Origin of the sequence: Bacillus sp. EKM206B (assembly GCF_011066015.1) — a bacterium.
Classification (GTDB): Bacteria; Bacillota; Bacilli; order Bacillales; family Bacillaceae; genus Bacillus; species Bacillus velezensis.
In genome coordinates this window covers 1-18,146 of the sequence record NZ_JAAMNL010000005.1, presented here as the reverse complement: position 1 = coordinate 18,146, position 18,146 = coordinate 1, and the positions used below count along the sequence as shown (strand labels likewise).

Here is an 18,146-nt window from a genome sequence, read left to right as displayed (position 1 = left end):
ATGCAACATATTATTCAGCATTATGGTCAAATACCCTTTTTCTTATCATATCGGGCGTCTTTTTTTATCAGAAGCCGTTATGAAAAAAAACCGATTTCGTTTGTGAAATCGGTTTTTTACTGATCTATATGATAGGAACGATTCGGCAGGCGCCACCTGAACACATAACTGCAGATGCGGCATGCCACAAGCACAAGAAACAGCACATACAAACCGGCGGCATCCCCGGCCCAGCCGAGGCCCACGATTAACCCTCCGAGCGCGGCCCAGACCGCGTAAATTTCCGCCTTGAGCACAAGCGGCTTCCTGCCCGCGAGCAAATCCCGTATGATGCCGCCCCCGCTGCCGGTGAGGACCGCTGCCGCAATCACCGCACTGAGCGGATGGCCCATTTTCACGGCATATAAAGCGCCTTGGATGGCAAACGCCGAAAGCCCGATGGCATCGGATAGGTTGCCCCATTTACTCCAATGTCTTAACAGCAGCTTCGGAAACAAAAAGACAATCGTAACTGATGCGAGAGCGATTTGAAAAAACGCGCCTTGCTCCCACAAGGCGGAGACCGGAACACCGATCAGCAGATTTCGGATCGCTCCTCCGCCGAACGCCGTTACAATCCCCAAGATGTACACGCCTAAAATATCATACTCCTCTTCCATCGCAACAATCGCTCCGCTGACCGCAAACGCAATGATGCCGATTACACTAAGCAGCTCCCAGGCCATTCCATATGCTCCTTTTTATTTGTTAAATTTTCTGACGACCATTAGATTTTATAATCGCTTTCTCTTAAAATCAACCTTATTTTTGAAAGATTCTGATTCCTAACCCGGGACAACCTCACTCGCAACGGCTGGGAGCAAGAACATTTACCTATTTTATACTATTTTGGGAGGTTTATTGGAAGTTTCATTGAATACTTTCTCTAACAAAAAGGGGGTTATGAGATGAAAATCAGTTCACTTGTTTTTCCTGTTTTATTGGCCGCCGGATTAATTCCCGGCCTGCCGTCAGCCGAAAGCCATACGCATTCGCACACTCATGCGGAGCCGGCGAAAACGGTGTATACGGACCCGCTTCCGAAAGCCGATCATTTTAAAGATCTGAAGGGCCCGGTCCAAGTCGAACAGACGGTTGACACAAAAATTCTGGATGAAAACGGCAAGCAGGTCGGCACGAAACGATTCAATGCCAATGTCAGTCAGGATAAAGCCTCAACTAAAGCCAGCACGGGCAGCCAGAAGGTCAGAGTTTTGGCGGTGGCGGACGCTGAATACCGCGCCAAATACAGCGACTGGCAAACGCGAATCGTCCAGATCGTGGAGCAGGCGGATGTTGCTTTTAACCGTGATCACAACATTGATTTCGTCGTACAGGCCGTGCAGGCTTGGAATTCCTCCGGCTCAAACAGTTCTCAGATTTTATCGAATCTCCAAAGCAGCTTCAGAACTCAAAATTATCATTTTGTCGTCGGTTTTACCGCAAAATCAAGTTTTGACGCCGGCGGTATCGCGTATGTATATAACGGCAAACCGAGCGGCCCGGCTTTCAGCGTGAACCTTGATCAAGGAACGGCCAACACGGCGAAAGCGGCACAGCACGAGTTTTCCCATAACTTCGGACTTCAGCATGACGCCCAAGGCAGCGGCATCCGCTGCGTCATGAATTATGATTATGCCTATTCCGTGGATATTTGGGACAGCTCCCATAACAGACAGATTGCGACAAACAAAGCTTGGTACAAATAATAGAAAAAGAGCCGCTCCCATGGAGCAGGCTCTTTATTTTGCCGCGCGTTCCGTTTTGACAAAACACATGCAGATAATAATGAGAATAAATGCCGTCAATGCCAGGAAAGGAATGGTAATGAAACCGAACCAGTTAATATATTCAGATGAGCAAGGCACGCCGTAGACACACGGCTTGATGCCGCTGAAACCGGGCACCTTCTGCTCAAGGTAATGCATGATCGATATAAACGCGCCGATGACGGCCATCGGCAGCACATATTTTTTCACGCGCGTGTCACCCTGGAAGGTGGCGATTCCTAAAATCAGGACAAGCGGGTACATGAGAATTCTTTGATACCAGCACAGCTCGCACGGTATGAATTTTCTGATCTCGCTGAAATATAGGCTGCCGAGCATGGCAGCAAGAGCTATCACCCAAGAAGCATATAAAAATACGATTCTATTTTTCATTTTTCAGCTCTTTCTTAATCGTTTTTGAAATCTCATCATAATCAGAGAATTCTTTAATCACTTTGTCATTTACGTAAATTGTCGGTGTCGCCGTAATGTTTAATTTATCATTCAGGTCAGTGTCAGCTTTCAGCTCTTTTGCAAATGTCTCTTTATCAAGGTTTTCCTTCAGCTTGTCAGGATCAACCTTTTTCGCGGTGCTTTTGACCGTTTTTTCAAGCAATGCAGGCGTGACCCATTCCTGTTCGCTTGACGGCTGCTGTTCAAACAGCTTTTCATGGAATGCCCAGAATGATGCCGGGTCTTCCTTCCACACCTCTTCTGAAGCAAGAGCCGCCAGACGCGAGCCGCTTCCGTGGTACATGACGTTCACAAATGAAAATTTCACGTCGCCTTTATCGATAAAATCTTTTTTGATTTTCGGAAAGATATCGCTGTTAAATACTTTGCATGACGGACACTTGTAATCTCCGAATTCAACTACCGTAACAGGGGCGCTGTCTTTGCCAAGCACGGGCTGTCCTTTAATGGAAGGCTGTTCGGCGACTGTTTCGCCCGCTTTTTCCGTTTGGTTGTTAATAATTACGATGGCCGCAAATAAAACGACAACGATTAACGTCAGAATCACCGCAAATTTCGCAGACGATTGTTTCTTTTTCACTCAGACACCTCATTGTTTTTAAAATAAAAAAGAAGCGGATGCCGGATGGCCCGCTTCTCTATTTTACCAAGACAACCTTGTTTAAGAAAACCCTGAAAAACGAATTATCTTTGACAATTATTCCGCTTTCACTCTCATGACGCGCATCGCGTTGGCAACGGCGATCAGCGTGACGCCTACATCTGAAAAGACCGCTTCCCACATGGTGGCGAATCCGAATGCGCCAAGCAGGAGAAAAATGATTTTTACGCCTAAAGCAAATCCGATGTTCTGCCAGACGATCCGGCGTGTGCGGCGTGCAATCCGGATGGCTTCGGCTGCTTTTGACGGCTGGTCTGTCATCAGGACAACATCGGCCGCTTCAACGGCGGCATCAGAGCCGAGAGCCCCCATGGCAGCCCCGATGTCAGCTCTGGCAAGCACAGGCGTATCATTAATCCCATCGCCGACAAACATCAGTTTTTCATTCGGTGAAAGCGCCGCTTCAAGTTCTTCGACGCGGTCTACCTTGTCACCCGGCAAAAGCTCTGTGTACACGTCATCAATACCGAGCTCTCGGCCGACAGCTTCTCCGGTCTGCTTTGAATCACCCGTCAGCATCACTGTCCGCTTCACGCCGAGCGCTTTTAAATTGGCAATGGCCTGTTTGGCGTCCTCTTTGATTTCATCGGCGATCACGATCGCCCCCGCATACTGCTGATCAACGGCGACATAGACGACGGTTCCGTTATTTTCAGCTGTGCCGGAAGCGATTTGTTCTTTTGCCATCAGTTTTTGATTTCCGGCCAAAATCGTTGATCCGCCGGTTTTCACCCGAATGCCGTGTCCGGGTATTTCTTCATATTCTTCAATCTCCTCAGCCGCGAGCGGTTGATTGTAAGCTTCACGGATGGAAGAAGCAATCGGATGATTGGAATGGACTTCCGCAAGCGCGGCCGCATGAAGCAGGCTGTCTTTTGTAAATCCCGCCGCCGGCTTGATATCAGTAACGGCGAAATTGCCTTTCGTTAAGGTTCCCGTTTTATCAAACACGGCGTATGCCACCTGATTGAGCGCTTCTAAATAGTTGCTGCCTTTCACGAGCACCCCTGCTTTAGACGCAGCTCCGATACCGCCGAAAAACCCGAGCGGAATGGAGACGACGAGTGCGCACGGACAAGAAATCACAAGGAAAATCAGCGCGCGGTACACCCAGTCGGATAGCGCGGCTGAAGGCACGAGAAGCGGCGGTAAAAAGGCGAGAAGCACCGCAACAATGACAACGGCCGGTGTATAGTACTTGGCAAACTTCGTAATAAAGTTTTCCGTTTTCGCTTTGCGTCCGGCCGCATTTTCGACCAGATCCAATATTTTTGACACGGCAGAGTCTTTATATCCTTTAGAGGTTTCAATATGAAGCACGCCGTTCTGATTCATAAATCCGGCCATCACATCTTGCCCCGGCTCCGCTTTTCTCGGCACGGATTCGCCCGTTAAAGCGGATGTATCAACCATCGAAGAACCGCTCAGCACCTTTCCGTCCAGCGGAATCCGTTCTCCGGGATTCACGACGATGACCTGTCCGACTTTGACGTCCTGCGGCGGAACGGCAGTCATGCCGTTTTCCGTTTTCACATTGGCGTACTCAGGACGGATGTCCAATAACGCGCTGATCGATTTTCTGGATCGGCTGACGGCCGCTCCCTGAAACAGTTCACCGATTTGGTAGAACAGCATGACCGCGACGCCTTCCGGATACTGATGAATCATAAATGCGCCGATCGTGGCAAGCGCCATCAGAAAATGCTCATCAAATACCTGGCCGCGGACAATGTTTTTTCCCGCTCTGGCTACGATATCGCCGCCGATAATCAAATATGAAGCAAAAAAGAGCAGAAACTCAAGGACGGCGCCCGTGTGCGCGAAGTAAGCGATGACGGCCAAAACGGCTCCCGCAGCCAACCTCACTAACATCAGCTGCAGCTTTTTGCGGTATTCATCCTCGCCGGGTTTGTCTTCGTGCTTCGAACGAACGGTCACATGAGGATCAATGGACTTTACTTTTTTCGCAACCTCACCTTTCATCCATTGTTCGTTTTTGCCTCCGGCTGAGACCGTGATGGTGCTTGCCGCAAAATTGACAGCACAGCCGTCGATGCCGTCAATGGCTTTTACGCCGTTTTCTATTTTTTTTGCACAGTTGCTGCAATCAAGTCCGTCTAATACAAATTCACCTTTGGCTGCTTTCATTTTCGACTCACCCTACTTTCCGTAATAGGATTCCCATAACATCAATACAGCTAAACGAATTTATATATATGAACATATACTCATATATGTGCTTTCTCTATTATATGCAGGCTTTGAATAAAGTGTCAATAAAAAAGACAAAACAGGCCTCAGCCCATTTTGTCTTTTTTTACCTTCTGTAAACGCAAAGCATTAAGGACGACCGATACTGAGCTGAACGCCATGGCAGCGCCTGCCACCCACGGGGCCAGAAAGCCGGCCGCCGCAATCGGAATGCCGATGCTGTTGTATCCCAATGCCCAGCCTAAATTCTGCTTGATGTTTCTCATGGTCAGCCTGCTCATGCTGATGGCGTCGGCAATGCCGTTCAGGTCACCGCGGATCAGCGTAATATCCGCCGCTTCCATTGCGATATCTGTGCCGGTGCCGATGGCCATTCCGATATCGGCCACAGCCAGCGCCGGAGCATCATTGATGCCGTCACCGACCATCGCCACGCGCCGGCCTTCTTTTTGCAGCCGGGAAATTTCCGCCGCCTTTTGTTCGGGAAGCACTTCAGCGATCACGCTGCCGATGCCCGCGGCTTTTGCAATGGCTTCCGCGGTCTTTTTGTTGTCACCGGTCATCATGATGACGTCAAGCCCCATATCATTCAGGCGTTTCACCGCGGCCGGAGATGTTTCTTTGATTGTATCGGCGACTGCGATAAGGCCCGCCGCTTTGCCGTCTGCCGCAATAAGCATCACCGTTTTTCCTTCCGCCTCCAAGCGGGCCATGTGAGGAAGCAGCGCCTCATGTTCGATGTGTTCCGATTCCATCAGCCGTCTTGATCCGGCAAGAATCGTTCTGCCGTCAGCCTCGGCGTATATTCCGGAACCGATCCGGGCTTGGAACCGGGTGATTTTCGGGATGGCAATCCCCCGTTTTTCGGCTCCTGACACGATGGCTTCTCCAAGCGGGTGCTCTGATCCCGTTTCGGCGGCCGCCGCCAGCCGCAGGAGTTCCTCTTCGTTCATTCCCTCTGCCGGTACGGCATCTGTCAGAACCGGTCTGCCGTTTGTCACCGTTCCTGTTTTATCCAGTACGATTGTCGTCAGACGCTGTGTTTTTTCTAAATGCTCTCCGCCTTTAAAAAGAATGCCGAATTCAGCTGCGCGGCCGGAGCCCGCCATAATGCTCGTCGGAGTGGCGAGCCCGAGTGCGCACGGACAGGCAATGACAAGCACGGCGATGAATTTGCCGATCGCTTCAGAAAACTGTCCCGGCGCCGCCCATACATACCAAATGAGAAAAGTCAGCACGGCCAGCCCCAGCACAATCGGGACGAAAATGCCTGAAATGTGATCTGCGAGCCGCTGAATGGGGGCTTTTGATCCTTGGGCTTCTTCCACGATTTTAATAATGTGCGCAAGCGCGGTATCTTTCCCGACATTCACCGCTCTGATTTTGAGAAAGCCGTTTGCATTGATCGTCGCCCCGGTGACGGTGCTTCCGGGAGACTTATCGACAGGCATGCTCTCCCCCGTAATCATCGATTCATCAATTGCGGAATGACCTTCAATCACTTCGCCATCGACAGGAACACGTTCTCCCGGTTTCACATATACGATATCCCCCGTCCGGACCTCGTCAATCGGAATCACCTGTACCTTCCCTTCCCGCTCAACCGCCGCCGTCTTCGCCTGAAGCTTCATTAACTTTTTAATCGCTTCTGATGAGCGGCCTTTCGCTTTCATCTCTAAAAGCTTTCCAAGCAAAATCAAAGTCAGCAAAATGGCGCTCGTTTCATAATAAAGCCCCTCTACATGTCCGTCTCGTCCGAGAGACGCAATCGTCATGTACAGGCTGTATGCGTAAGCGGCCGTCGTTCCGAGCGCAACGAGAACATCCATATTGGCGCTTTTGTTTCTCAGCGCCTTGTACGCTCCCATATAAAAAGGCCAGCCGATGACAAGCTGCACCGGGGTGGCAAGCGCGAATTGCAGCCACGGATTCATCAGGATATCCGGCATCCAGATAAAAGAAGTAAAAGAAAAATGGCTGACCATCGACCATAGAAGCGGAAAGGAGAGAACGGCAGAAAATATCAGCCTGATCAGCTGTTTTCGCTGCTCTTTCTCCTTTTGGGATAATCCGCCGTCTCCATCAACCGCTTTCTTCTCGTCTAATCTGTAGCCGAGTTTTGCCACGGTCTCTTTCAGTTCTTTCGGTGTCACCTCTTTCGGATTGTATTCAACGGTGACCGTTTCCAAAGCGAAATTCACCGGCGCGCCCACAACGCCCTCTGTTTTGTTCAGGCGCTTTTCAATCCGATTGGCGCAAGCGGCGCACGTCATGCCTTCAATCTGAAACTCGGCTTTTTCCGTCACAACATGGTAGCCGAGTTTTTCAATTTTATCCTTTATGGCGCCAGCTTCGATTTTGTCAGGCTGATAGGAAATATTTGAGGTCTCAAGCGCAAGATTGACGGAAGCGTCATTGACGCCGTCCATCCGTTTCAGCCCTTTTTCAATTCTTGAAGCGCAGGCGGCGCATGTCATGCCTCCCACTTGAATGGTCATCTCTTTCGGTTCACTCAATGCCCTCACCTCTTCTCACAAACCCCCAGGGGGTATCATTTTCATAAAAGAAAACCGCGCCCGTTCCCGAAGCGCGATAAACCTTATACGACGTCATACCCTTGATCTTCAATCGCGTCTTTTATATCTGATACGGAGACTTTGTTCTCATCAAACGTCACATCCACCCGTCCGGCTTCCAATTTCACCTGAACCGCCGTCACTCCGTTCAGTTCTCCTACTCCGGTCTCTACTGCTTTGACGCAGTGCTGACATGACATGCCTTCGACTTGCAGTGTTTTTTGTTCCATGATGATTCCCTCCACGTCTTGTTTTTTCTTCTTCATGTTACCATACCCCTGTAGGGTATTTCAAAACATTTTATTTTACGATTTTGCGATTTTTTTCACAACATCAAGCAGCTCGGCAATCGCCTGCTCCCCGTTTCCGCTCTCAATGGCGCCGGCTACGCAGTGATGGGCGTGATCTTCCAGCAGATGAAACGCGACTTTCTGCATGGCTGCCTGTACGGCTGAAATCTGCACGAGAATATCCACGCAGTATCGTTCGTTATCCACCATATTCTGAATGCCCCTGACTTGGCCTTCAATCCGTTTCAGCCGGTTCAGGATCTGGTCTTTTTCTTTGGCGCTTTTATGATTTAACGATTGATGCTCGGTATGTTTGTCCATTTTCCACCTCGGTTTTTTTCTTCGTTACCTTCATTATACAGACTTGAAAATCCGGTGTAAAAAATTTTCAACACACAAGTTTTACCAGTACACCCGCGGGGTATATAATGTTATCACTTATCAAGAGGGGGAAACTCATTGAAAACGATACAAGTCGGCATATTGGGATATGGTTTGTCGGGTAAAGTTTTTCATGCGCCGCTTTTGGACGTCCTTGATGATTATCAGATCAAAAAAGTCATGACGTCCAGAACGGATGAGGTCAAACGTGATCTGCCGGGGGCTGAAGCCGTGCGCGCGATTGAAGACATTACCGGTGATCCTGACATTGATCTCGTCATCGTCACGACACCGAGCGGAATGCATTATGAATCAGCGATGAAATGTCTCCTGGCGGGAAAACACACCGTCGTGGAAAAACCGATGACGGCGACTTCAGCAGAAGCGGAGGAACTGAGAAGAACGGCTGAAAATAAAGGCGTCTTGCTGAGCGTGTACCACAACCGGCGGTGGGACAATGACTTTTTAACGATACAAAAGCTGATTCGGGACGGGGCGCTTCAAGACATTCATACATATCAAGTCAGCTACGATCTATACAACCCGGTTGTACAGGAAAAATGGCGCGAAAAGAACGGGCCCGCCACGGGAACGCTGTATGATCTCGGTTCACATATCATTGATCAAACGCTCCAGCTTTTCGGAATGCCGGAATCCGTCACCGCACATGTGATGAAACAGCGGGACAACAGCGAAACCGTTGATAATTTTCTGGCCGCGCTCCATTACGGCAAGCTTCAGGTCATTCTTCAATCCGGCTCCATGAATGCGGCAAGCGGCCCGCGCTATCAGATTCACGGACGGAATGCAAGCTTTATCAAATACGGAATGGATGGACAGGAAGATGCGCTTTCAGCGGGCAAAAAGCCGATTGACGACAGCTGGGGCGCCGATGATCCTGACAACTTCGGAGAGCTGACAATCGCAGCGGATGAAAAACGGCATACAGAAACAATCCCCTCTGAGAACGGCTCTTACCTTACGTACTACAAACTGCTGGCAGACAGCATCTTAAACGGAAAACCGCTTCCCGTTACGGCAAAAGAAGGAATCGATGTCATCCGTGTCATTGAAGCGGCGATGAAAAGCAGCGAACAAAAACGGACGATTGCCCTTTAATATAAAAAACCTCCCAGCCGTACGGCGGGGAGGTTTTTTTAAGATCAGAATGATTTTCCGGCTTCTTTCGCGCGGGCAATCGCATCTTCTTTAATTTGCTGTGCTTTATTCGGTTCAGCATTATGGCCTTCAACGATTAATCCGTCGAAAGAAGGAACGCCGAAGAAGTTCATCATGATGCCGATGTAACGGTGGCCCATTTCCATGTCAGCCGCCGGTCCTTCAGAGTAATAGCCTCCGCGCGCCTGAATGTGGAGCGCTTTTTTGTCTGTCAACAGACCGATCGGGCCTTGCTCTGTATATTTGAATGATTTTCCGGCTACAGCCACAGAATCAAGGTACGCTTTCATAACAGGCGGGAATGAGAAGTTCCAAAGCGGTGTGACGAATACGTATTTGTCAGCTGCCGCGAATTGATCGCTCAGCTCGTTCAGACGGCTGACTTTCGCTTTTTCGTTTTCAGAAAGCTCTTCAAAACCTGTGCCGGATTGAAGTTTTCCCCAGCCGCTGAATACATCCGCGTCGATATGAGGAATGTTCTCTTTGTAAAGGTCGATATGTACAACCTCATCATTTGGGTTTGATTCTTTATAAGAATCGATAAACGCTTTTCCTGTCGCCATGCTGTAAGATGTCTTTTCATCATGAGGATGAGCAGTGATATAAAGTACTTTTGCCATTGTAAACAGCCCTTTCGTTTTCAGATTACACACACATTTATTATGAAATATGAATGTTTTTTTATACTGATCAGTTCTGTAATAATTATAGTTACAAAAAAATCTTTTCGCAACAATAATATCTCGAAATCAGTATATTTTTTTGAAAAGGCTGCAATGACAGGAATGGCAAGCAGCAGAAAAAGCAGAAACATTTAGTTTCTGCTCAAAATCGGATTTGATTTACAGACCGGAATATCCAACCCGAGATTCCCCCGCAGTGTATCGGCCGGATAACTTTTTCGGTACAGCCCCTTTTCCTGGAGGATCGGTATGACTTGATCCACAAAGGCTTCAAGCATGCCCGGGATGTCAGAGTGAATGATAAACCCGTCCGCCGCTTCCCGCTGAAACCATGTTTCAATTAATGATGCCACACGTTCCGGTGTACCGATAAAATGGGTTCGCGGAAACGCGGCTTCGCGCGCCACTTGACGCAGCGTAAGATTCCGGGCTTTCGCCTCTCTTTTGATACGGTCTGTCGTGCTTTGAAACGCGTTTTTCCCGACGTCGCCCAAATCAGGAAACGGCTCATCCAGCGGAAAACGGCTCAGATCATAATCATCAAAAAATCTGGCCACATATTTAACAGCGTTCTCTATCGGAATCAGCTCGGCGAATTCTTGGTATTTCGCTTCCGCTTCTTCTTGTGAGCCGGCTATAATCGGACTAATTCCCGGAAAAATCCGCAGCTTGGAAGCGTCCCGGCCGTAATCCGCCGCCCGCTTCTTCACATCATCATAAAAAGCTTTCGTTTCCTCAAGTGAATTGGAGTGCGTAAAGACTGCATCTGCATTCCTCGCGGCAAACGACCGGCCGGTTTCTGAAGACCCCGCTTGGAAAACGACCGGCTCTCCCTGTTTGGACCGGCCGATATTCAGCGGGCCCTCCACTTGAAAATACTCGCCTTTGTGATACAGGCGATGCAGTTTGTCAGGGTCAAAAAACTGCCCGGTTTCTTTGTTGCGGACGAAGGCATCTTCTTCCCAGGAATTCCACAGACCGCGCACCACGTCCACATGTTCCTGGGCGATGGCATAGCGCCGGCTGTGGTCGGGAAGGCTTTCTTTGCTGTGATTGCGCGCGGCTCCCGCCTGCGGAGAGGTGACGAGATTCCAGCCCGCCCGGCCGCCGCTGATATGGTCAAGAGACATCAGCTGTCTTGCGATGGTGAACGGCTCAGTGAACGATGTGGAAAATGTGCCGATTAAACCAAGATGGGTTGTAGAGGCGGCAAGCGCCGATAAGATAGTGATCGGCTCAAACCGATTTAAGAAATGCGGGATGGACTTTTCAGAAATGAACAAGCCGTCCGCAATAAAAGCAAAGCTGAACAGCCCTCTTTCAGCAGTCTGCGCTTTTTGCCTGTAAAACGCCGCATTCGTGCTTGCTGTCGGATCGGCGTCGGGATGACGCCAGCCGTCCGTTGTGCCGCCGACACCGTGAATCATGGCTCCGAATTGAATAAGATCCGTCCGGCTCATTTTCTCTCCCCCTTTTTCCCCTCGTAATCAGCAAGCGCCCGTTCTACATGTTCAATGCCGACTTGAGTAACGGCCTGATACACACGGCTGTCACCGCTGCCGATTTCAACGACGGGGACGTGACGGATGCCGTACTTCGTCTGCAGCACGTCACGCAATTCGTCCCGCTCTGTCACATCAATTGTTTCGTATGCAACGGCTTTTTCCCGCAAATATCCTTTCACTTCATCGCAATAGGAGCAGCCCTGTTTGCTCCAGACCACTACGTTTACTTCATGACTCATGTTCATCCCTCCTATAATTGTGGGGCCGGCTGCACCGCTTCGCTTAACAGCCGGTAAGACAATCGTTTTTCCTCAGCGTTTTTGATAGGCGACAAAATCACAAAATCAGTAATGCTGTATTGAACGGATAATCGTCGCAGCTCGGCGGCAGTCTCTTCTTTTGTCCCGGCAATCACACCCGTCTTTTGTGTAATCAGCTTGTATGGCTGCGTGACTTGTTCAAGAAACGCTTCCGCTTGTTCCCGGGAACCGACATTCACCTTTTTGCCGTCTTCGAGAATAATTTTGACCGACTCACGCGATACCACGTGTTTTTCCGCTTCTGCTTTTGTATGCGCGGTAAAGACCATCGGCGCAAGGTGAAATTCCGCCTTAGACCCTTTCGGCAGATGCTCGTCAAAGGCGTGGCGCGCTTTTTCTAACGCAGCCTCTTCACCGTTTATGAAATAGGCGAAAACGAAGGAAATGCCGAGTTTGGCCGCGGATATCGCGCTTTCCGCGCTGCCGCCGAGCAAAAAGAGGTCAGGCGCATACTCAGTATGCGCTCTTTTATGTCATAACCGTAATCAGGCAGCACGCGGCGGAGGAACTTCTTCGTTCTTTCTTTTTTCGTCTTGTAAAAGACTTCCTCAGGCGTTCCTTGTTCCACGATTGCTCCTTCATCCATAAACACAATTCGGTCGGACACTCTTCTGGCGAATTCCATTTCATGAGTAACAATGATCATGGTGGCGCCGGTCCGCACAATGTTAAGCATCACCTCAAGCACCTCGCCGACAAGCTCCGGATCAAGGGCTGCGGTCGGTTCATCAAACAGCATCACATCAGGATGAATGGCAAGCGCCCTGGCAATTCCGACCCGCTGCTTTTGGCCTCCCGACAGCTGATTCGGATAGGCGTGCAATTTATCCTGAAGCCCCACCTTGGCCAGTTCCCGCTCGGCAATGGCGTACGCATCTGTTTTTTTCATTTTCCTTGCGACCGTCAGGCCTTCCATAACATTTTGAATCGCCGTTTTATGCGAAAACAAATGATATTGCTGAAAAACCATCGCCGTCTGTTTCCTTAGTCTGAGAATATCTTTTTTGGCAGGCTTTTTGCAGTTAATGACTTCACCGTGCAGCGAAATGGCGCCTTCATCCGGCCGCTCAAGTAAATTAAGGCAGCGCAGAAAAGTGGTTTTCCCGGAACCGCTCGGGCCGATGATTGTCACGACTTCTCCTTTCCGGACACTTAAATTGATCCCCTTTAGCACGTGATGACTGCCAAAATGTTTCTGAATGTTTCGGATTTCGATCATAATGCGCCTCCTTGATATCTGGCTGCCCTTTTTTCTGCCAGACTGTTTACAGCTTCGAGAATCAGCGTTAATCCCCAGTAAATCACGGCCGCCCCGATAAATGCTTCCAGAAACGCATAGTTATCGGATGCCGCAATCGTCGCCGTTCCTGTAATTTCAGGCACCGCAACAATTGCCGCGATGGAAGTGGTATGCAAAAAGCCGATGCCTATATTGGTGAAGTTCGGCAGCGATAACATGAACGCCTGCGGCAGAACCACGCGCCGAATCATCTGTCCCCGCGTCAGGCCGATTGAATATGCCGCCTCCGCCTGCCCCGTATCGACGGCCATGATCCCGGATCGGAGAATTTCCGTCATATAAGCGCCTGCCGTTAATGACAGTGCCATGATGACAAACACGGCGACCGGAATCTGATTGGCCGACCAGCCGAGATGAAACGCGCGGCTGAATTGATCGGCAATCAGCGGAACCCCTAAATAAATCAGCATAATATGGAGAATCGCCGGGGTGCTGCGGAAAAAAGACACGTAAAACGATGAGCAGGCCAGCAGCCATTTGATGCGGAATATACGCACCGTGATATTGCCGAGAGCTATGAAAAATCCGGAAATAATCGGAATGACCGTCATCGCCAATGTAAGCGGAACGGTTTTCATCATTTGTTTGATCGCAGTGCCGATAAATGGAATGTCCAGCTCCACTGTTCTCCCTCCTTTTCAGCCGTGCGCGCTCATGTCAAAAACCGTCACAAGGCGCGTCTCATCTTTCTTGATTCGTTTTTCGGCCCATCTGAAGACACATTCAAATAAAAGGGCGGCCGCATAATACAGAACAGAAAGCGAGATATACACTTCTAAAGAATGATTGCTCGATGTAATCAAGGTCTGTCCTCTGCCCGACATATCCATCACCCCGATCGAAAAAGCGAGTGATGTATCTTTTAAGAAACCGATCACCATATTTCCGATGTTGGGAAAGGCCTGCACAAGCGCCTGCGGCAGAATGATGCGCCGGAATGTCTGCCCCCCGTTCAGCCCGATGCTGAAAGCCGCCTCCGCCTGCCCGCGGTCGACGCTGTTCACACCTCCCCTGATGATTTCGGCCGCTCTTGCCGCGCTGCTCAGCGCGTACGTGGCAATGGCCGCATACAAAGGGTCCATTTTGGAGGTATCAATTCCGGCGAGCGCCGTGAGCGCCGGAATACCGTAAAACACAATAAACAGCTGCACCATGATGGGCGTTCCTCTGAAAAAAGAGATATACAGCTTCGCAAACTGATTCAAAACGGGAATGCGATAGATGCGGGGCAGCGCCAAAAGCAGCCCCAATAGAAAGCCGAACAGCAGAGACACCGCCAATATATACAGCGTGACGGGCAAATACCCGAGCAATGTCGGCACAAAGGACGCGATCATACTGATATCAAACGCTTTTTCCATTGCCGATCCCTCTCTTTTTCACTTAATATTGCTCCTTTGAATAATCCGCGCCGAGCCACTTTTCACTCAGCTTTTTAAGCGTGCCGTCATCAATGATTTCCTGCAGGGCTTTATCAATGTCATCACTCAGCGTTTGTTCATTTTTGTTAAACATAAAGAACACTTTGGCATTTGACAGCACCCCGCCGACCGTTTTTTCTTTGATCGCGCTCGTTTTGTTTTGGAAATCGACGGCAAACGGCGTAGAAATCGTCGCATCGGCGCGGCCGGATTTCAGCTGATTAGCCGCATCGTTGGAGCCTTGGCCGGCATAAGCGATTTCAAACGGACTGCCGTGTTTTCCATTCCATTTTTTCAGCACAAGCGCGCCGTTTGACGTCGGACTCGTAATGACCCGCTTTCCTTTCAAGTCATCAATGCCGTGAATGTTCCCGTTTTCTTGAAGCACCGTGATTTTCAGCGGGAAGTTGTTATACGCGACTTGATTGAACAGAAATTTTTTCTCCCGTTCGGCGCTTTTCTCCATTTGATGGGCTACGATATCGACTTTATGCTGGCCGAGGCTGACAAGCAGGTTGGAGAAATCCATCGTTTTAAAAGTGAAACGATAGTCCGGCAGGCGCCTGTCAAGCTCTTTCACCAGCTCAACGTCGTAGCCCGTCAATTTGCCTTTATCATCAATAAAGCAAATATTCGGAAATTGAGTTCCCGTGCCGACCGTGATGTTCTTCACGTTTTTCTGATTGCCTGATGCCGCCTCCCCGCCCGCGCCGCAGGCTGATAACGCCGCCGTTGCGGCAATTGTTAATGACATGACCGCCAGTCTTATTTTCATGTGATCGCCCCGTTTTCTGCTTCAATTATTTCGTGAAACTTGATTTTGAATAATCCGCGCCGAGCCATTTTTCACTCAGCCTTTTCAATGTGCCGTCCTTCTCCAGCTTTTGAATCGCCCGATCCGTATCGTCCGCCAGGGTTTGGCTGTTTTTATTGAACATAAAATACACCTCGGTATCCAGCAGCACATCACCGACCGTCTTTTGTTTGAACGCGTGCGTCTTATTTTGAAAATCAACGGCAAACGGCGTGGATACGGTGGCGTCAGCGCGTCCCGTCTCCATTTGGTTTGCTGTATCATTGCCGCCCTGCCCGGCGTATTTCAAATGTATCGGGCTGCCGTGGGCTTTGTTGTATGCCGTCATATAATCCGCCGCGTTTGACGTCGCGCCGACGATGACGGTTTTCCCTTTTAAATCCCGGAGCGTGTGTATCGCGTCGTTATCCGCCTTCACCGTGATGTACATCGGCGAGTAGTTATACGGGATTTTGTGATACAAAAAGCGTTTCTCCCGTTCCTTATTTTTCGCCATATTGTGCGCGATCACGTCAATTTTCCGGTTTCCGAGACTTGTAAGCAGATTCGAAAAATCCATCGTCTTAAAGACAAATTTGTATTGCGGCAGCTGTTTATCAATGGCTTTCATCACTTCAATGTCATAGCCGGTCAGCTCGCCTTTTTCATCCATAAAAGCAATGTTCGGAAAATCAGTTCCCGTGCCGACAATGACAGTCTGCACGCCGCTCCCCGCTTTTGTGCTTTCTCCTTGCCCGCACCCGGCCAGCACGCCGAGCAGCAGAAGCAGACAGCCGGCTCTGATCCGTTTTTTTATCATTGCGCCCAGCTCGGTGTGCCTAACAGCGACGCGTCAAACCGCTCCGGTATGAGCACCTTTCTCATCATGACTCCGATGTCTCCGTCTTTCTCCTGCTCAAAATACACTTCATACCCCCTCCGTCTGTACATATCTACAAGCCAGGGATGCTTGCGCGCCGAAGTGCCGAGCGTGATGGCCGGGGCCTTCAGCGTATCCCGCAGCACGTGTTCCTCCACATAAGTCAAAAGTTTGCTGCCGATGCCTTGCCCCTTCAGCTCGGGAAGCGTCGCAAACCACCAGACGAACGGATATTTTGACGGAGGCGTGTCACTCTCCCACGGAAAACGGATCGTAATTGTTGAAAGAAGCCGTCCGTCCCGTTCGAGCACGACGGCTGAATGATTTTCAATATTTTCTGTTACCATATCGATGTCGGCCCGCGCCGACGGCCAGTCAATCTCCAAATTGCGGATCGGCTGAAACGCGCTGTAAAGCAGCTCTAAAAACTCCGGCGCATCCTTTTTCTCAGCCAATCGAAATATGTCTTCACTCATTCCGGTCACTCTCCCCGCAAAATATATAATTCCAATTTGTTTACTAAGCTTTGATTGTTTATACTATAAAGCAAACTGATTTATTTGACTAATCAAAAAAAGTAAAGGAAAGGTTCAAGAAAATTAATGAACAGCCGGGAGGGGATTTCGTTGGAATTACGCACCATTAAAACGTTCCATACGATCGTACAGTCAGGCAGCTTTTATAAAGCCGCCGAAATTCTTAACTACTCACAGCCGACGATTTCAATGCGGATTAAACAGCTGGAACAGGATGTAGGCGCGCAGCTGTTTGAACGGGGAAAGAAGCTGAAGCTGACAAGGGCGGGGCGGCTGTTTCATGAGCGGGCCGGGCAGCTTCTCGCGCAATATGAGGTGCTTGACCATACTCTGGCCGATATCAGACAGGGGCAGGCAGGCCTTATTCAAATCGGCATATCCGAACCGACGGCAAGCCTGATCTTCCCTGCCGTACTGCGGGGTTTCTTAAATGATTATCCGGACATGTCGGTCAATGTCAGCGTGGATGACGCTAATACATGCAGCCGCAAACTGCTGGAGGGCGCCATTGATTTTGCGGTATGCGGCGAGCCGGAGCTGATTCTGGAAAATTACTTCGATCCGTTTTTCCATGACTCGCTCAATGTCATCGTGTCCGACAGACATCCCCTTGCAGCCAAAACAAGCATCAATCTCGAAGACTTAGAAAATGAATGCCTGATTTTTACGCCCGCCAATTGCCCGATCCGGATTCAAATTGAACAGCACCTGCAGCGGTCCATCGGCAGCCGCTATCGAAAAATGGAGCTGACCAGCAGCATGGCTCACCAATACTATGTCAGGGAAAATATCGGCGTCTCAATCTTTACGGCGACAGCGCACTCAGAACCGATCGAGGGCACGAAGGTCATTCCGATCCATAACTTAACAATTTCACCGCCGGTCGGGCTGTTGACAAACCAGAAAGAAGAGCATTTTGACTGTGCCACAAAAGATTTAATCAGCAGGATCATCGGCCGGTTTCAGCGTGATCCGCATTAAAAAAACCCCCGCTTTGGGACTGCCCCCCGTTTTTGAGACAGGGGTCAAAACACCTTTTAAACAGCCAATTGCCGATAGTTTATCGGTGATTGGTTGTTTAGTTTGGTTTGAATACGAATATTGTTATAATAATGAATGTATTCTATG

At 49.6% G+C, this 18,146-nt stretch carries 19 protein-coding genes and 2 pseudogenes; 3 read left to right on the top strand and 18 right to left on the bottom strand.

The window, feature by feature from the left end; all coding sequences use genetic code 11:
• Positions 1–116: 116 nt before the first annotated feature.
• Positions 117–725, bottom strand: coding sequence for a trimeric intracellular cation channel family protein (locus G9F50_RS10765; protein WP_007410017.1), 609 nt, complete (start codon positions 723–725; stop codon positions 117–119).
• 222 nt (positions 726–947) lie between these two features.
• Between G9F50_RS10765 and G9F50_RS10760 the strand changes: the two genes are divergently transcribed.
• Positions 948–1,748: a zinc-dependent metalloprotease gene (locus G9F50_RS10760; RefSeq protein ID WP_060561954.1), complete on the top strand. Its 801-nt coding sequence runs from the start codon at positions 948–950 to the stop codon at positions 1,746–1,748.
• Between the two features lie 33 nt (positions 1,749–1,781).
• Here G9F50_RS10760 and G9F50_RS10755 read toward each other — a convergent pair whose 3' ends face one another.
• The 6 genes from G9F50_RS10755 to csoR form a co-directional block, all read right to left on the bottom strand.
• Positions 1,782–2,201 carry a disulfide oxidoreductase gene (locus tag G9F50_RS10755; RefSeq protein ID WP_012118443.1) on the bottom strand — a complete coding sequence of 140 codons (420 nt, stop codon included), beginning with the start codon at positions 2,199–2,201 and terminating at the stop codon, positions 1,782–1,784.
• Complete coding sequence (gene bdbD, locus G9F50_RS10750) at positions 2,191–2,862, bottom strand: disulfide bond formation protein BdbD (RefSeq protein WP_060561955.1); 672 nt, start codon at positions 2,860–2,862, stop codon at positions 2,191–2,193. The genes G9F50_RS10755 and bdbD overlap by 11 nt, the downstream gene beginning before the upstream one ends.
• 117 nt (positions 2,863–2,979) lie before the next feature.
• Positions 2,980–5,091 (bottom strand): heavy metal translocating P-type ATPase, encoded by a 2,112-nt coding sequence (locus G9F50_RS10745; RefSeq protein ID WP_060561956.1) that lies wholly within the window; start codon positions 5,089–5,091, stop codon positions 2,980–2,982.
• A 149-nt stretch (positions 5,092–5,240) separates the two neighbouring features.
• Entirely contained in the window at positions 5,241–7,670 is a 2,430-nt protein-coding gene (locus tag G9F50_RS10740; RefSeq protein ID WP_060561957.1) for a heavy metal translocating P-type ATPase, read from the bottom strand.
• A gap of 83 nt (positions 7,671–7,753) precedes the next feature.
• Positions 7,754–7,960, bottom strand: coding sequence for a copper chaperone CopZ (gene copZ / locus G9F50_RS10735; RefSeq protein WP_060561968.1), 207 nt, complete (start codon positions 7,958–7,960; stop codon positions 7,754–7,756).
• Positions 7,961–8,035: 75 nt separating this feature from the next.
• Positions 8,036–8,341, bottom strand: coding sequence for a copper-sensing transcriptional repressor CsoR (csoR, locus tag G9F50_RS10730; protein WP_003151723.1), 306 nt, complete (start codon positions 8,339–8,341; stop codon positions 8,036–8,038).
• A gap of 138 nt (positions 8,342–8,479) precedes the next feature.
• Here csoR and G9F50_RS10725 point away from each other — a divergent pair, with 138 nt between their 5' ends.
• Positions 8,480–9,520 (top strand): oxidoreductase, encoded by a 1,041-nt coding sequence (locus G9F50_RS10725; protein ID WP_060561958.1) that lies wholly within the window; start codon positions 8,480–8,482, stop codon positions 9,518–9,520.
• Positions 9,521–9,564: 44 nt separating this feature from the next.
• Here the strand turns inward: G9F50_RS10725 and G9F50_RS10720 are convergent, their stop codons facing one another.
• From G9F50_RS10720 to G9F50_RS10675, 10 genes and pseudogenes are all read right to left on the bottom strand, one after another.
• A complete protein-coding gene (locus G9F50_RS10720; RefSeq protein ID WP_015240584.1) occupies positions 9,565–10,200 on the bottom strand; it encodes an FMN-dependent NADH-azoreductase in 636 nt (211 codons plus the stop codon).
• Between the two features lie 194 nt (positions 10,201–10,394).
• Positions 10,395–11,723 (bottom strand): LLM class flavin-dependent oxidoreductase, encoded by a 1,329-nt coding sequence (locus G9F50_RS10715; protein WP_060561959.1) that lies wholly within the window; start codon positions 11,721–11,723, stop codon positions 10,395–10,397.
• Positions 11,720–12,007 carry a glutaredoxin family protein gene (locus G9F50_RS10710; RefSeq protein ID WP_003151715.1) on the bottom strand — a complete coding sequence of 96 codons (288 nt, stop codon included), beginning with the start codon at positions 12,005–12,007 and terminating at the stop codon, positions 11,720–11,722. The genes G9F50_RS10715 and G9F50_RS10710 overlap by 4 nt, the downstream gene beginning before the upstream one ends.
• A gap of 11 nt (positions 12,008–12,018) precedes the next feature.
• A pseudogene (locus G9F50_RS10705) lies at positions 12,019–12,534 on the bottom strand (LLM class flavin-dependent oxidoreductase); the annotation flags it as partial.
• Between the two features lie 11 nt (positions 12,535–12,545).
• Positions 12,546–13,307: pseudogene (locus G9F50_RS10700) on the bottom strand (amino acid ABC transporter ATP-binding protein); the annotation flags it as partial.
• Positions 13,304–14,011, bottom strand: a complete 708-nt coding sequence (locus G9F50_RS10695) for an amino acid ABC transporter permease (protein ID WP_060561960.1) — start codon at positions 14,009–14,011, stop codon at positions 13,304–13,306. The gene G9F50_RS10695 and the pseudogene G9F50_RS10700, both read right to left, overlap by 4 nt.
• A gap of 15 nt (positions 14,012–14,026) precedes the next feature.
• Positions 14,027–14,749, bottom strand: a complete 723-nt coding sequence (locus G9F50_RS10690; protein WP_007409997.1) for an amino acid ABC transporter permease — start codon at positions 14,747–14,749, stop codon at positions 14,027–14,029.
• Positions 14,750–14,771: 22 nt separating this feature from the next.
• Complete coding sequence (locus tag G9F50_RS10685; RefSeq protein ID WP_060561961.1) at positions 14,772–15,584, bottom strand: amino acid ABC transporter substrate-binding protein; 813 nt, start codon at positions 15,582–15,584, stop codon at positions 14,772–14,774.
• Positions 15,585–15,609: 25 nt separating this feature from the next.
• On the bottom strand, positions 15,610–16,422 hold the full coding sequence (locus G9F50_RS10680) for an amino acid ABC transporter substrate-binding protein (RefSeq protein WP_060561962.1): 813 nt from the start codon (positions 16,420–16,422) through the stop codon (positions 15,610–15,612).
• The gene (locus G9F50_RS10675; protein WP_003151702.1) at positions 16,419–16,958 is read right to left on the bottom strand and encodes a GNAT family N-acetyltransferase; all 540 of its coding nucleotides are present in this window, start codon (positions 16,956–16,958) and stop codon (positions 16,419–16,421) included. The genes G9F50_RS10680 and G9F50_RS10675 overlap by 4 nt, the downstream gene beginning before the upstream one ends.
• A gap of 150 nt (positions 16,959–17,108) precedes the next feature.
• On the opposite strand from G9F50_RS10675, the gene G9F50_RS10670 reads away from it, so the two are divergent.
• Positions 17,109–17,999 carry a LysR family transcriptional regulator gene (locus G9F50_RS10670; protein ID WP_060561963.1) on the top strand — a complete coding sequence of 297 codons (891 nt, stop codon included), beginning with the start codon at positions 17,109–17,111 and terminating at the stop codon, positions 17,997–17,999.
• A gap of 56 nt (positions 18,000–18,055) precedes the next feature.
• On the opposite strand, the gene G9F50_RS10665 is transcribed toward G9F50_RS10670, so the two are convergent.
• A partial coding sequence (locus G9F50_RS10665; protein ID WP_165406572.1) for an IS3 family transposase occupies positions 18,056–18,146 on the bottom strand: 91 nt, incomplete at its 5' end.